This is a genomic window from Borborobacter xinjiangensis, from assembly GCF_047739745.1.
In the GTDB taxonomy this organism is placed as follows: domain Bacteria; phylum Pseudomonadota; class Alphaproteobacteria; order Rhizobiales; family Rhizobiaceae; genus Pseudaminobacter.
In genome coordinates, this window is the sequence record NZ_JBLLVA010000018.1 from 71,071 (window position 1) to 85,123 (window position 14,053).

At 62.1% G+C, this 14,053-nt stretch carries 15 protein-coding genes; 5 read left to right on the forward strand and 10 right to left on the reverse strand.

The features are described from left to right. Positions 1 to 92: 92 nt before the first annotated feature. Both ribB and aroC read right to left on the reverse strand, forming a co-directional pair. Positions 93 to 1,190: a 3,4-dihydroxy-2-butanone-4-phosphate synthase gene (gene ribB / locus ACLKMW_RS18060; protein ID WP_415725882.1), complete on the reverse strand. Its 1,098-nt coding sequence runs from the start codon at positions 1,188 to 1,190 to the stop codon at positions 93 to 95. Positions 1,191 to 1,258: 68 nt separating this feature from the next. Further along, positions 1,259 to 2,356 carry a chorismate synthase gene (gene aroC / locus ACLKMW_RS18065; protein ID WP_415725884.1) on the reverse strand — a complete coding sequence of 366 codons (1,098 nt, stop codon included), beginning with the start codon at positions 2,354 to 2,356 and terminating at the stop codon, positions 1,259 to 1,261. A 196-nt stretch (positions 2,357 to 2,552) separates the two neighbouring features. On the opposite strand from aroC, the gene ACLKMW_RS18070 reads away from it, so the two are divergent. Next, complete coding sequence (locus ACLKMW_RS18070; RefSeq protein WP_415725885.1) at positions 2,553 to 2,801, forward strand: DUF1344 domain-containing protein; 249 nt, start codon at positions 2,553 to 2,555, stop codon at positions 2,799 to 2,801. Positions 2,802 to 2,883: 82 nt separating this feature from the next. Here ACLKMW_RS18070 and ACLKMW_RS18075 read toward each other — a convergent pair whose 3' ends face one another. The 4 genes from ACLKMW_RS18075 to ACLKMW_RS18090 form a co-directional block, all read right to left on the reverse strand. Next, positions 2,884 to 3,471: a histidine phosphatase family protein gene (locus ACLKMW_RS18075; protein WP_415725886.1), complete on the reverse strand. Its 588-nt coding sequence runs from the start codon at positions 3,469 to 3,471 to the stop codon at positions 2,884 to 2,886. Positions 3,472 to 3,519: 48 nt separating this feature from the next. Then, positions 3,520 to 4,338 carry an enoyl-ACP reductase FabI gene (gene fabI / locus ACLKMW_RS18080; RefSeq protein ID WP_415725887.1) on the reverse strand — a complete coding sequence of 273 codons (819 nt, stop codon included), beginning with the start codon at positions 4,336 to 4,338 and terminating at the stop codon, positions 3,520 to 3,522. 109 nt (positions 4,339 to 4,447) lie between these two features. Then, positions 4,448 to 5,377, reverse strand: a complete 930-nt coding sequence (locus tag ACLKMW_RS18085) for a DnaJ C-terminal domain-containing protein (protein WP_415725888.1) — start codon at positions 5,375 to 5,377, stop codon at positions 4,448 to 4,450. 101 nt (positions 5,378 to 5,478) lie between these two features. Beyond that, positions 5,479 to 5,913, reverse strand: coding sequence for an RT0821/Lpp0805 family surface protein (locus tag ACLKMW_RS18090; protein WP_415725889.1), 435 nt, complete (start codon positions 5,911 to 5,913; stop codon positions 5,479 to 5,481). Between the two features lie 73 nt (positions 5,914 to 5,986). Here ACLKMW_RS18090 and pdxH point away from each other — a divergent pair, with 73 nt between their 5' ends. After that, the gene (gene pdxH / locus ACLKMW_RS18095; RefSeq protein WP_415725890.1) at positions 5,987 to 6,604 is read left to right on the forward strand and encodes a pyridoxamine 5'-phosphate oxidase; all 618 of its coding nucleotides are present in this window, start codon (positions 5,987 to 5,989) and stop codon (positions 6,602 to 6,604) included. A 209-nt stretch (positions 6,605 to 6,813) separates the two neighbouring features. Then, positions 6,814 to 7,254 carry a BA14K family protein gene (locus ACLKMW_RS18100; RefSeq protein ID WP_415725891.1) on the forward strand — a complete coding sequence of 147 codons (441 nt, stop codon included), beginning with the start codon at positions 6,814 to 6,816 and terminating at the stop codon, positions 7,252 to 7,254. A 55-nt stretch (positions 7,255 to 7,309) separates the two neighbouring features. Here the strand turns inward: ACLKMW_RS18100 and ACLKMW_RS18105 are convergent, their stop codons facing one another. Then, the gene (locus tag ACLKMW_RS18105; RefSeq protein ID WP_415725892.1) at positions 7,310 to 8,062 is read right to left on the reverse strand and encodes a crotonase/enoyl-CoA hydratase family protein; all 753 of its coding nucleotides are present in this window, start codon (positions 8,060 to 8,062) and stop codon (positions 7,310 to 7,312) included. 23 nt (positions 8,063 to 8,085) lie between these two features. Further along, positions 8,086 to 9,864, reverse strand: a complete 1,779-nt coding sequence (locus ACLKMW_RS18110) for an acyl-CoA dehydrogenase (RefSeq protein WP_415725894.1) — start codon at positions 9,862 to 9,864, stop codon at positions 8,086 to 8,088. Positions 9,865 to 10,141: 277 nt separating this feature from the next. On the opposite strand from ACLKMW_RS18110, the gene ACLKMW_RS18115 reads away from it, so the two are divergent. Continuing rightward, a complete protein-coding gene (locus ACLKMW_RS18115) occupies positions 10,142 to 11,233 on the forward strand; it encodes a glycoside hydrolase family 25 protein (protein ID WP_415725916.1) in 1,092 nt (363 codons plus the stop codon). Positions 11,234 to 11,255: 22 nt separating this feature from the next. Here the strand turns inward: ACLKMW_RS18115 and arsC are convergent, their stop codons facing one another. Both arsC and purD read right to left on the reverse strand, forming a co-directional pair. Continuing rightward, positions 11,256 to 11,663: an arsenate reductase (glutaredoxin) gene (gene arsC, locus ACLKMW_RS18120; RefSeq protein ID WP_415725895.1), complete on the reverse strand. Its 408-nt coding sequence runs from the start codon at positions 11,661 to 11,663 to the stop codon at positions 11,256 to 11,258. Further along, entirely contained in the window at positions 11,660 to 12,934 is a 1,275-nt protein-coding gene (purD, locus tag ACLKMW_RS18125) for a phosphoribosylamine--glycine ligase (RefSeq protein ID WP_415725896.1), read from the reverse strand. The genes arsC and purD overlap by 4 nt, the downstream gene beginning before the upstream one ends. A 135-nt stretch (positions 12,935 to 13,069) precedes the next feature. Between purD and ubiA the strand changes: the two genes are divergently transcribed. Continuing rightward, a complete protein-coding gene (gene ubiA / locus ACLKMW_RS18130) occupies positions 13,070 to 14,053 on the forward strand; it encodes a 4-hydroxybenzoate octaprenyltransferase (RefSeq protein ID WP_415725897.1) in 984 nt (327 codons plus the stop codon).

Consider the following 14,053-nt stretch of genomic DNA (forward strand, 5'->3'; position numbering starts at 1 on the left):
CGATATAGGCGCGCCAAACCGTTTTGACCATGCTCGGCGAAAAGCTCCGTAGACGTTCAACAGAGTTTAGACGGTTGATCGACGGCGGCGCTTCAGAGAATCTCGGTCTTCGAGATCCTTATGCCGAAGCCTTCAAGGCCGATATAGTGGCGCTCGCGCGAGGCGATCAGATCTATCGACGAGATGCCGAGGTCCTTGAGGATTTGGGCGCCGAGGCCGATCTGGCGCCACTCCTCGTCGCGCCGGCGCGCCTCTTCGTGGTCCTCGTGCTCGATCGAGGGGCGGTTGCGCCCCTGACCGGCGACCCCGACCGATCCTTCGCGCAGATAGACGATGACCCCGCGTTTGCGCTCGGCGAGTGTCTTCACGATGCGCGAAAGGCCGTCGCCGGTGCCGAAAACATCGGTGACCACGTCCTCGGTGTGAAAGCGCACCGGCACCTCCTCGCCATCCCGGATGTCGCCGAAAACGATGGCGAGATGGTGCATGACGTCCCAAGGAAGCGTGTAGGTGAAAGCCTTGGCCTTGCCGCCCGGCGTTTCGATGTCGAAACAATCGACGCGTTGGACCAGTGTTTCCTGACGCTGGCGATAGGCGATCAGATCGGCGACCGACACCTGCTTCAGCCCGTTCTGTTCGGCAAAGGCCTGAACCTGCGGGCCGCGCATCACCGTACCGTCATCGTTGACCAGTTCGGAAATGACGCCGACCGGCGGCAGGCCGGCCAGCTTGCATAGATCGACCGCCGCTTCCGTATGGCCCGAACGCATCAGCACGCCGCCCTCGCGCGCGATCAGCGGAAAAATGTGGCCCGGCCGTACGAAATCGGCTCCGCCGACATTGCTGTTGGCAAGATTGCGCACGGTCAATGTGCGATCGTCGGCCGAGATGCCGGTGGTGGTGCCGTGCTTGAAATCGACACTGACGGTAAAGGCCGTCGTATGCGCCGAATCATTGTCGGCGACCATCGGCGTGAGATTCAACCGCTTGGCGTCATCTCGCGTCATCGGCGTGCAGACGATGCCCGAGGTGTGGCGAATGATGAACGCCATCTTCTCGGGCGTGCAATAAACGGCAGCGACGATCAGATCGCCTTCATTTTCACGCCCGTCGTCGTCCATGACCACGACGATCTCGCCACGTTCGAAGGCGCGCAGGGCTTCGACAATCTTTTTCTGGTCGTAGGACATTTGTGCAGTTTATCCGATGGCTGGAAATTAGCGAGTAGGAGATGGAGGGCGAATAGCCTGCTCGCCCTTCATCTTCCGGTCTGGCCGCGATGACGCAGATAGTGATCGGCAATCGCACAGGCAACCATGGCTTCGCCGATGGGCACCGCGCGAATTCCGACGCAAGGGTCATGACGCCCCTTGGTCATCACGTCGACGTCGTTTCCATCGACATCGATCGACTTGCGCGGCGTGAGAATCGATGAGGTCGGCTTGACGGCGAAGCGTGCGACAATCGGCTGCCCGGTCGAGATGCCGCCGAGGATGCCGCCAGCATGATTGGCCAGGAAAACCGGTTTGCCGTCATTGCCGATGCGCATCTCATCGGCATTCTCTTCGCCGGTGATGCGCGCCGCCTCGAAGCCGTTGCCGATCTCCACGCCCTTGACAGCGTTGATCGACATCAGATTGGAGGCGATGTCCTGATCGAGCTTGGCGTAGATCGGCGCACCGAGCCCGGCCGGCACGCCCTCGGCGACGATCTCGACGACGGCACCGACCGATGAACCCGCTTTGCGGATGCCGTCCAGATAGTCGGCAAAAATCTTTACCGACTCGGGATCGGGCGTGAAGAACGGGTTTTGCGGATCATCGACGAAATTCCAGTTCCAGCGCGCCCGGTCAATCTCCTTGACGCCGATCGAAATGAGGGCACCGCGCACCACCATGCCCGGCACCACCTTTCTCGCCAGAGCGCCGGCGGCAACGCGGGCGGCCGTCTCGCGCGCCGAGGAGCGGCCACCGCCGCGATGGTCGCGAAGGCCGTATTTCACGTCGTAGGTGTAGTCGGCATGGCCCGGCCGATATTGCCGGGCGATCTCGCCATAATCCTTCGACCGCTGGTCGACATTCTCGATCATCATCGAAACCGGCGTTCCGGTGGTGATCATTGTCTTGCCGTCGTCCTCCAGAACGAATCCCGACAGCACCTTGACGGCGTCAGGCTCGCGGCGCTGGGTGACGAAGCGCGACTGGCCGGGCCGGCGCCGGTCCAGTTCATGCTGGATTTCGGCCGTGGTGAAGCGAATGCCCGGCGGGCAGCCATCCACCACGCAGCCGAGGGCCGCGCCGTGGCTTTCGCCCCAGGTGGTGACCCGAAAAAGGTGCCCGAACGTGTTGTGCGACATGGAAAATCGGTCCCGTCCGGCGACTGGCCGGTTCAGCCTTGCATTCTAGCGGGCGTTCTATTGGCGTTTTTCGCAGTGGTCAAACGCAGGCTTCGCCGTTTTAGTTTTGACATATTCCTTGGGATATTGCTCTGTCTCACCCACGTGCAAATCTTTCGCCCGCCTGCCCGCGCGGCATGCAAGGAAGAGGATGACCATGCGTACCCTGATCGGCGCCGTTGCCGCTGTTTTTATGATTTCCACCGCTGCCTTCGCCGCTGAGGCGGAGGGACAGATCAAGACCATCGACCGGGACAATCTGACGATAACCCTGGACGACGGCAAATCCTACAAATTGCCCGGTGAGTTCGATGTCAATGCGCTGAAAGAAGGGATGGAGGTGCTGCTCGCCTATGACGAGGTCGACGGCGTGAACCTCATCACCGATATGGAATTACCTCAGTAAAGCGTAACCCAATGTCTTGAAGTCTGGTGATAACTCGCCCCGCCGAGGCAGATGCCCGACAGGGTAGAGTTAGCAGCAGACCTCAAAGCCAGGTCAGCTTCCCACCTTCCAGCCTCAGCACACGATTCTGCCAGATCTCGAGTGCGGCCGCCTCACGGGGCGGCATGTCGTCGACCAGTCTGAAGACGGTGCGGATGACGCCGCCATGGGTGACGCATACCGTCGGCCTCTCCAGTGTCTCGAACCAAGGCCGCACGCGCTCAAGCAGCATTTGATAGCTTTCGCCGGCCGCACCCGGTGGCACGAAGGCCCATTTGTCGCGCGAGCGGGCCGCGGTCGAGCCCATTTGCCGCGCCTCCAGCTCGGCTAAGGTATAGCCCTGCCAATCGCCGAAATGCACTTCGACCAGCCGCGCATCGGTGCTGTAGGCTTTCGGCTCCAGGCCCATGGCAGCGCGAATGCGCTCCATGGTTTCGCGGGTGCGACGCATGGGGCTGGCGATAAAGTCGAAATCGGCGGGGCGCTCGATCAGTTCGGCAAGACGGCGTCCGTTGCGGTCGGCCTGAGCGCGACCGCGCTCGGTCATGTCGGTATCGGCCTGCCCCTGGAGGCGCCGTTCGGCGTTCCAGCCGGTCTCGCCGTGGCGCACGAAATAGACGAGAGGGGACATGGCGGTGCTACGCCCTCCAACAACGAATATGAGAGCCGGTCGGCCGGTTCAGTCCTTGACGGTCGTGATGTCCGGCGCATCCACGGCTTTCATGCCAACGACATGATAGCCCGCATCGACATGGTGAACCTCGCCGGTGACCCCGCGCGACAGGTCGGAGAGCAGGTAAAGGCCGGAATCGCCAACTTCTTCCGGCGTCACGGTGCGCTTCAGCGGCGAATTGTATTCGTTCCATTTGAGGATGTAGCGGAAATCGCCGATGCCCGAGGCGGCCAGCGTCTTGATAGGCCCGGCCGAAATCGCGTTGACGCGGATGTTCTTGGCCCCGAGATCGACCGCCAGGTAGCGAACGCTGGCCTCGAGCGCTGCCTTGGCCACGCCCATGACATTGTAATGCGGCATCACCTTTTCGGCGCCGTAATAGGTCAGTGTCAGCAGCGAGCCGCCATCCGCCATCAGCGCCTCGGCGCGCTTGGCGATGGTGGTGAAGGAATAGACGGAAATGTCCATGGTGCGCAGGAAGTTGTCGCGCGTGGTCTCGACATAGCGGCCGTCGAGCTCGTCCTTGTCGGAAAACGCTATGGCATGAACGAGGAAATCGAGCTTGCCCCATTTGGCCGCGACATTTTCGAAGACCGCATCCAGCGTCTCGGGCTCGGTCACGTCGCAATGGCCGACGACATGCGCACCAAGTTCGGCGGCGAGCGGTTCGACGCGCTTCTTGAACGCTTCGCCCTGATAGGTGAGCGCTATCTCGGCACCCTGGTCGGCGCAAGCCTTGGCAATGCCCCAGGCGATCGACCGGTTGTTGGCCACGCCCAGAATAAGACCGCGCTTGCCGGCCATCAGCCCTTGTCCAACCGTCATTCGATCGCTCCGCACCTCATGAAAATCGAACATGCCTATCGCATAGGCACCCGACGGCTTCAAGCTTTCATGGTCCACCATGGTGCCGGCACGAAGCCACGCGACGTCGTCACTTCGCGCGCTTCCTCATCAGGCTCTCCAGCTCGGGGTCGCCGCCTTCCGGCAGCATCACGCGCACATGAACGTAAAGGTCGGCGTGACCGCCGGTCTTTTCCGGCAAGCCCCTGCCCTTCAACCGCAGCACCTTGTCGGAGCTCGACCACGCGGGGACATTGACCGCCAGCCGGCCGGTCGGCGTCTCAACCGCCACCTTGGCGCCAAGCACCGCATCGGAAAGCGACACCGGCAGATCGGTGTGCAGATCGCGGCCCTCGATGCGGTAGCGCGGATGACGCTTGAAGCGGATTTTCACCAGCGCGTCACCCGGCCCACCGAGCCCCTGTTCGCCCTGGCCCTTGAGGCGAATGGTCTGGCCGTCCTCGACATAGGCCGGCAGCTTTACCGCTATCTTGCGCCCGTCGGGAAACATCGCCGTCACCTTGGCGGCGGTTGCGATTTCCTCGACGCTGACATCCAGCGTGGCGCTGAGATCGGCACCGGCAGGCGCGCGCTGAGCGTTCGCGCCGCCGCGCGAAAAAGCCTGCCCGAACAATTCGCTGAAGATATCGCTGTCGGCGAACGGGTCGCCGCCCGGCGCACCGGTGCGGAACTCAAAGCGCGTGCCGCCCGCGCCCTGACCGGGCCCCTGACGACGAAATCCGGCGAACGGATCGGCGCCGGGACGCCCCCCGAAATCGTTGAACCCCTGGAACTTCTGCTTGCCTTCGGCGTCGATCTCGCCGCGATCGAAGGCGCCACGGCTCTTTTCGTCGCCGAGTATCTCATAGGCCTGATTGGCCGCTGCGAACTGATCCTTCGCGTTCGGATCATCGGGATTCTGGTCCGGATGATATTTCTTGGCGAGCTTACGGTACGCCGACTTTATCTCCTTGGCCGATGCGGTCTTGGCAACGCCCAACACTTCATAAGGATCGCGCATGCTTATGCCTGCCCGGATTTTTCGGATATCAAATCAGCTTCCTATATGCGCATGGCTAGGAAGAAATTCCAGAGACGCTGAAAAGTCCCGGTAGAGTCATATCAAGAGGCCGACTGGAACGCCAGCATTCGCCATGCGCCGGAGCCGACCGAGCAGATTTCGCCATGATAAAGACCGACGCCATCATAGCTTTCGCGCGAGGCGCTGAATTTACGGCAAATCTTGCCGGTGTCCTTGTGCTCGATGAGATTGCTGATGGCGCCGCGCGAACCGGTATCGGCATTGGCCCATGGCAGTGGGCCGGAGAGATTGTCAAGGTCAGCCGAAGAGACCGCATTCCGGATCGTGGCTTCGTCGGACATCTGCTCGGCATCCACGCTTCTTTGCTGGCTGGCAGGCACATTGCTGGTCACCAGCGTGCGGTCGACCTCAGCCTTTTCCAGGCTGAACCCACCGAAAGCGCAGGCAGAAAGCGACAACGAGACCGCAAGCAGCGGCACTGATTTCAGGCAAGCTGACCGGAAAAGGCGCGGCAAACTTTCTCTCCACGCTTGCGCAAGGCGCGACAATAGGCAATCTCCTGCCAGAAGCATCACATAGAGTGGAACTATGACCGAAACAGCGTTAACAAGCGGTGACTTTACCACGAGTCGCGAACCGTTCGCGCTCTTTGCAGCATGGCTTGAAGACGCTGGCAAGAGCGAACCGAACGATCCGAACGCCGTGGCTCTCGCCACAGTCGACAGCGACGGGCTGCCGGATGTACGCATGGTGCTGCTCAAGGGGTTCGACGAGCACGGTTTCGTCTTCTATACCAACTTCGAAAGCGCCAAGGGACAGGAAATCCTGTCCACCATGAAAGCGGCGATGTGCTTTCACTGGAAATCGCTGCGGCGGCAGGTGCGTGTGCGCGGACCGGTGGAAATCGTCAGCGACAGCGAGGCTGATGCCTATTATGCAACCCGGCCCCGCGGCAGCCGCATCGGCGCATGGGCTTCGAAGCAATCGCGCCCGCTTGAAAGCCGCTTTGCGCTCGAAAAGGCCGTCGCCGAATATACGGCACGCTACGCAATCGGCGACATTCCGCGCCCGGCCCACTGGTCGGGCTTCCGCATCGTGCCCCAGTCGATCGAGTTCTGGCACGACCGGCCTTTCCGGCTGCATGATCGACTGGTCTTCACACGCGCGGCTGACGGAAACTGGGAAAAGACACGCCTTTATCCCTGATCGGCAATATTAGATTTTCCTGAACTATAGTTTTCCGCCACCATAGTCGCCGGCATGTTCGATATCGTCCGGCGCCTGATGGCGGCAGGTTTCGTTCGATCGATTTCCGCTTCGTCAAGCTTACCAAAAGTTAATGTTGGCGTTCAGCTTCGGTTCATTGACACATTGCGAAGGTGGGATCAGTCGAATCCAACCCAAGAGGAAGACCGATGAAAAAGATTGTTTCGACCATCTGTGCGGCGGCGATGACGCTGACGGCCGTTGCTGCCACTGCGGTGCCTGTTCAGGCCGCCACGATGCCGCGCGTCAGCCTCGAAACCGGCACCTCGGATGTACAGGAGATCAGGCACAGGCGCGGCTATTACACCCGTGGCGGCTATCATTACTACAACGGTCATCGAGGCCACCGCCACCACAGGCCGGGTTGGCGCCGTCACAATGGCTGGTGGTTCCCGCCCGCGGCATTCATCACCGGTGCGATCATCGGCGGCGCGATCGCCAATCGCCCTGCGCCCGTCTATCGCGCGCCACGCTACGGCAATGCTCATGTCCAGTGGTGTTACAACCGCTACCGGTCGTACCGGGCTTATGACAACACCTACCAGCCCTACAACGGCCCGCGCCAGCAGTGCTACTCGCCCTATCGGTGAGAACTGGCCGGATGAAGAAAAACCCCGCTGGAGCATCAGGCCCAGCGGGGTTTTTTCAGCTCTTCTTGCGATCCATGAAAGCGGTGAAGGCGGCGCGCGCTTCGTCCGACTTGAGCCTTGCCTTGAAATGCTCTCCCTCGTGCCTGATCCGGGCGAGGATTTCGTCACGCGGGCCGCGCATCAGCTCACGCGCGATCTTCAGCGCCTCCGGCGGCTTGTCGGCGATCCTCGCCGCGGCAGCCAGCACTTCCGTTTCGAGTTGATCTTCCTCGACAACCGCATGGATCAGTCCGGCATCACGCGCCTGTCTCGCAGTCAAGCCCTCTCCCAGCGCCAGAAGCGCGAATGCGCGCTGATAGCCCAGGATCGCCGGGGCAAGCAGGCTGGAGCCGGCTTCCGGCACCAGGCCGAGATCGACAAAGGGTGTTCTGAAGACGGTGCTCGGCGTGGCGAAGGTCAGGTCGCAGTGCAGGTTGAGCGTGGTTCCGATGCCGACTGCAATGCCGTCGACCCCCGAGACCAGCGGCTTTTCGGCCTTCGCCAGCGCGGCCAGGAAATCCCAAACCTCTGAGCCGCTTTCACCGCCCATGGCCACCTCCATGAAGTCGGTGAGATCGTTTCCGGCGGAAAACGCCCCCGGAACGCCGAGGAAAACGTGAACGCGTATTTCCGGATCGGCATCGCCGACGGCAAGCGCCTCGGCCATCGCCGCATACATGGCGCGCGTTATGGCGTTGCGCTTGTCGCGCCTGTTCAGGCGGATGATCTGGACGGCACCCCGGCGCTCGACAATGATATGCTCAGTCATGGTCATAACCTCCGATGCGGTGGTCAGGCTGAAATAAGCGTCCTGCCGGCGGCTGCCAGGCTGGTCGCGCCGATCAGCACCCGATCCTTTAACGCCCGCGTTTCGCCAAGCAGGTTTTCGGCGAAGAAGCGGCAGAGCGCGGTGCGCGCCTCGTTTTCCTCCGCCAGCGCACCGCGCACCAGATAGGCGCCGCCGGCGGCGAGCGCGAACAGGCGCAGATAGGGTGTCGCGCCCGCCAACGCTTCATCCGTGCGGCCCTCCTCCAGCAGTTTTTGCAGGAAACCCGTCGCCTCGGTCAGATCGTCCAGCGCGTTGCCGACGGCGTTCGCGGTCTTGCCGAAGCCCGGACGATTGGAGGTGCGCAGCTTGCCAGTCGTCTGCGTCAGTTCGGCGATATAGCCGAAAACGTGTTCACCGCCGCCTTGCGGCAGTTTTCGTGTCACAAGGTCGATGGCCTGTATGCCATTGGTGCCTTCGTAGATCGGCGCGATGCGCGCGTCGCGGTAAAGGGCAGCCGCACCGGTCTCCTCGATGAAGCCCATGCCGCCGTGAACCTGCAGGCCGATCGAGGCGACTTCGACGCCGATATCGGTCGAGAATGCCTTTGCAACAGGGGTGAGCAGATTGGCGCGCTCCTGCCAATGCACTTGCTCCTCGCCTTCGGCCGCGCGGGCGCGATCGGTGGCAGCGGCGCAGCAATAGCTGATGGCGCGCGCCACCTGCGTGAGCGCCTTCATCGTCAGCAGGTTACGCTGCACGTCGGGGTGATAAACGATCGGAGCCATGCCTTCGCCCTGGTAGGCGGCAGCCTTGCCCTGGCGGCGTTCGTTGGCAAAGGCAAGTGCCTTCTGGTAGGCGGTCTCTGCAATGGCCACGCCCTGCATGCCAACGGCCAGCCGGGCATTGTTCATCATGGTGAACATGCAGGCGAGCCCGCGATTTTCCTCGCCGATCAGCCAACCGACGGCGCCGGCCTCCTGACCCTCGACGGCGCCATCGCCGAAGATCATCGTGCAGGTCGGCGAAGCGTGGATGCCGAGCTTTTCTTCCAGCCCGGAACAGAAAACGTCGTTGCGGCGACCGAGCGAGCCGTCTGCATCGACGAGAAATTTCGGCACCAGGAAAAGCGAAATGCCGCGGGTGCCGGGAGGCGCGTCCGGCAAACGCGCCAGCACCAGGTGCACGATATTGTCGGTAAAATCATGCTCGCCATAAGTGATGAAAATCTTCTGGCCGAAAAGCCGGTAAGTTCCGTCGCCCGCGCGCTCGGCGCGGGTGCGCAGAGCGGCAAGGTCTGAACCTGCCTGCGGCTCGGTCAGGTTCATCGTGCCCATCCACTCGCCGGAGACGAGCTTTTCCAGAAACCTCGCCTTCAGCTCCGTGGTGGCGTGCTTTTCGAGCGCCTCGACAGCACCCATGGTGAGCGTCGGACCGAGCGCAAAGGCCATCGATCCGGAATTCCACATTTCGAGAGCTGCGACGCCAAGCATAGCCGGCAGGGCTTGCCCGCCATATTCTTCCGGTCCTTGCAGCGCATTCCAGCCGCCTTCGACCCAGCGCCGATAAAGCTCCTTCCAGCCGGGCGGGGTCGTTACCGCTCCGTCCTTCAGCACGGCGCCATGCTCGTCGCCGATCTTGTGCAGCGGCGCTACCTCTTCGGAAGCGAAACGCCCGGCCTCCTGCAGGATCGCGTCGGCAAGATCCTCGCTCAAGTCTCCAAGAACGCCTTTTTCGATTGCGGACTTCAGGCCGGCCACATGCTTGAGCGTGAACGAAATTTCCTCGACAGGTGCGCGATACATGGCAAACGGCTCCTCAATCGACGGCCCGGTCAGGCTACATCGCAGCCTATCCGGAATCTGATCCCGACGGCTAGTTCGTTTTGACGTTAACGTCAAATTTGTTTGCGCTTTTTCTAAATCACCATCTTGACCAGGCAGCACTTCATTAACCATGAAGCGGCAGGATAAGCCGGAACCTTGGGAGCTTGCCATCTTGTCGAACTGGAGCCGTCGTCTCGGTCGCGCTGCCCTGTGGGCGATCGGCCTGGCTTTTGCTGCACAGCTTGCGCCCGTTGCCATGGCTTCGGATTTTTCAGAGCCATGGAAGAACCCTGAGCGCGCGCTGGTCGTGGACGCCTATGAGTACAATCCGATCGACTGGCGCAAGCTTGCCGAAGACAAGCGCATCGTCGGCTTCATCAACAAGGCTTCGGACGGCCTGCCTCCCGCCTACTCATGCAGCGGCAACGAGACCGAGGTGAAGCTGTGCAGCGCGTTGTGGAAGCGTCACGCCGTTGCCCGCGAGCTCTACCACACCAGGAAGACAGTGGCGAAGGCGCTCGGCTTGCAGTGGGGCGCCTACCACCTTGCCCGGCCCGGCAATCCGATCGATCAAGCCAACAATTTCATCGATTTTGCCGAACCCGAACCCGACGACCTCCTGGCGATCGACATCGAGGAGAACGATCCGGAAAAATGGATGTCGCTGGAGGATGCCGAGGAATTCGTGCGCCATGTGCATCGCCGCATCGGCCGCTTCCCGATCCTCTACACCAACGGCACGACTGCGCAGCACATTGCCGACAATCGCGAGAAATATCCGCTGTTGTCGCGCCTGCCGCTCTGGTACGCCCGCTACAAGCCCGAGATCGGCATCCATTTTCCGAAAGGCAACTGGCAAAGCTATGCGCTGTGGCAGTTTTCGGCACAGGCGAACTGCAATGAGCGCAGTTGCCCCTATCGCGTGCCGGGAACGCCAAACGATATCGACGTCAATGTCGCGCCCATGAGCGCCGCCGAGCTTCGCAAGGCCTGGCCATTTGGCGGACTGCTGGACGTGCCGATCGAAATGATCGCGAAGGTGCCGGTACCGGTCACGCGTGAGGCCGGACTGGCAGGCGAGGTAACGCTGGCCTATGCCTCGGTGCAGGCGGCAAGCCCGATCGTGGCGCTGGAAAACATGTTCCAGGTGCGCGGCCAGCCCTATCCCGAACGCTACGGCTATGCCGCAACCGAAGACAAGGCGGCGTCGCTGTTGCAGCGCGTTGGCGGGTATCTTGCCTCGCTGCGCCAGACTGTGGTTGCCTGGGCGTTTGGCGATCCCGACGCGCCGGCAGGACTGGACCCGATCGCCACGGCGACCATTCCGGCGCGGGCAGAGATACCTTAAACAGAGCGGTGTACCGTCCAGGCTACTTCTTGGCCGGCACGACCTCGCCGTCTTCCTTTACAAAGTGACCGATGTCGCCATTGCTCAAGATATCGAGCACCTTTTCGGACGGACGCGCCAGCACCGCGCCTTTGTCGGTCACGACAATCGGGCGCTCGATCAGGATCGGATGAGCGATCATGAAATCGATAAGTTCGTCATCACTCCATTTCGGGTCGTCCAGCCCCAGTTCGTCATAGGGCGTGCCGCGACGGCGCAGAAGGGCGCGCGGCGACATCTTCAGCAGGCCAAGCAGTTCAACCAGCCTTTCCCGCGATGGCGGCGTCTTCAGGTACTCGACGACTTCAGGCTCCTCGCCCGAGGCCCTGATCATCGCCAGCGTGTTGCGCGAGGTGCCGCAATTGGGATTGTGGTAGATGGTGACGCTCATTCTTTGCGCTCCCGTTCGACGGCGCGATAGCCGATGTCGCGCCGGCAAAAACCTTCCGGCCAATCGAGCCGGTCGACGGTTTCATAAGCCTTCGCCTGCGCTTCGCCAACCGTCTTGCCCATGGCTGTGACATTGAGCACCCGCCCGCCATTCGCGATGATCACGCCTTCGCGCTCGGCAGTGCCGGCATGAAAAATTTCGACGCCTTCGCCGGCCTTGTCCAGCCCCGTGATCACCGAGCCCTTTTGCGGCGCGTCGGGATAACCCTTGGCGGCCATTACCACCGTCAGCGCCGCCTCGTCGCGCCAGCGGGCCGACATATGCGCAAGCTGACTATCGGCGGCAGCGTTCAGCAGCACCAGTATATCGTCCTTCAAGCGCATCATCAGCACCTGGCATTCGGGATCGCCAAATCGGACATTGTACTCGATCAGTTCGGGGCCCTTTGCTGTCAGGATCAGCCCGGCATAAAGCACGCCGGAGAAGGGCGCGCCCATTTCGCGCATGCCGCGCATCGTCGGCTCGATGATCTCGCGCATCGTCCGCTCGATCAGGTCCTCAGTCATCACCGGTGCGGGCGAATAGGCTCCCATTCCGCCTGTGTTCGGACCGGTGTCGCCCTCCCCGACGCGCTTGTGGTCCTGTGCGGTGCCGAACGGCAGCGCCGTGACGCCGTCGCAGAGACAAAAGAAACTTGCCTCCTCGCCGGTCAGGAATTTCTCGATCACCACCTCTGCACCCGCTCCGCCAAAGGCACCTTCAAAGCAGGCGTCCACGGCCGTCAGGGCCTCCTCGATGGTCATCGCCACGGTGACGCCCTTGCCGGCGGCGAGCCCGTCGGCCTTTACGACGATCGGTGCGCCCGCTTCGCGGATATAGGCGGCGGCCTCCCCAGCGCTGGTGAATCGCGCATAAGCCGCGGTCGGAATTCCATATTTCCGGCAAAGGTCCTTGGTGAACCCTTTCGAGCCTTCGAGCTGGGCGGCCCTGGCCGATGGTCCGAACACGCGAATGCCGGCCGCGCGAAGATCGTCGGCAATGCCGGCAACCAACGGCGCTTCCGGTCCGACGACGACAAGGTCGATCGCCTTCTCACGGCAAAAAGCGGTCACCGCCTGATGATCGGTGACTTCGAGCCCAACCAGTTCCGCCTCCCTGGCGATGCCCGGATTGCCGGGCGCGGCATAAAGCCGGGTCAGCATCGGCGAAGCCGCGATCTTCCAGGCCAATGCATGTTCCCGGCCACCCGAGCCGATCAGAAGAACGTTCATGCTTCGCTCCGAGCCCTTTGAAAGTCGATGCCGCCTTCCGGTATGGCGCGACGGCGAGCGGGTCAACCGCGCAGCGCGATTATCAAGGACAATTCGCAATCTTGACGCCCGCCGCGCCTGCTGTCACGTGAAGCCATGGAAAACATTCAGTCGAAAGAGGCGCAAGGCCGCGTCGCCGACGCGCCGAGCAGACACTGGGTCTACCGCGCCCTGCCGCGCAAGATCTGGCCTTATGCACAGCTTGCCCGCTGGGATCGCCCCATCGGCTGGATGCTGCTCTTATGGCCATGCTGGTGGTCGCTGGCGCTGGCGGCAAGCGCCTATGCGCGGCCGGACGATTCACTCTTTTCGCTGCTGCCGGAGCCGTCGAACCTGCTTCTGCTTCTGATCGGGGCAATCGCCATGCGCGGCGCAGGGTGCACCTATAACGACATCGTCGACGAAAAGATCGACGCCGAAGTGGAGCGCACCCGCTCGCGGCCGTTGCCTTCGGGACAGGTCACGCGCCGCCAAGCGTGGCTGTTCCTTCTGCTGCAAGCGCTGGCGGGTCTTGTCGTGCTCCTGCAGTTCAACGACTTCGCAATCCTGCTCGGCTTCTGCTCGCTTGTGACGGTGGCAGTCTATCCCTTCATGAAGAGAGTCACCGACTGGCCGCAACTCTTTCTGGGATTTGCCTTTTCGTGGGGCGCGCTGATGGGCTGGGCGATCGAGTTCGCCGATCTCGATGGGCCGGCGATCATGCTCTACATCGGGTCGATCATGTGGGTGATCGGCTATGACACCATCTACGCCCATCAGGACAAGGAAGACGACGCGCTTGTCGGCGTGCGCTCGACAGCGCGCCTGTTCGGCGAGAACACCAAGGCTTGGCTTACCGGCCTCTATGCCGGCGCGCTGGTCTGCTTTGCGGTGGCCTTCGCCGCCGCCGAAGCACCGATGCCGGCGCTGGCGGGGCTTCTGGCAGCCGGAGCACATATGGCGCGCCAGATCCGCGTGCTCGACATCGACGACCCCGACCAGTGCCTCGTTCTGTTCAAGTCGAACGCAACCGTCGGCTGGCTGATTTTCCTCGGCCTTATCGGTGGCGGCGTCTGGGTGGCTTTGAAGCCGCTGCTTTAG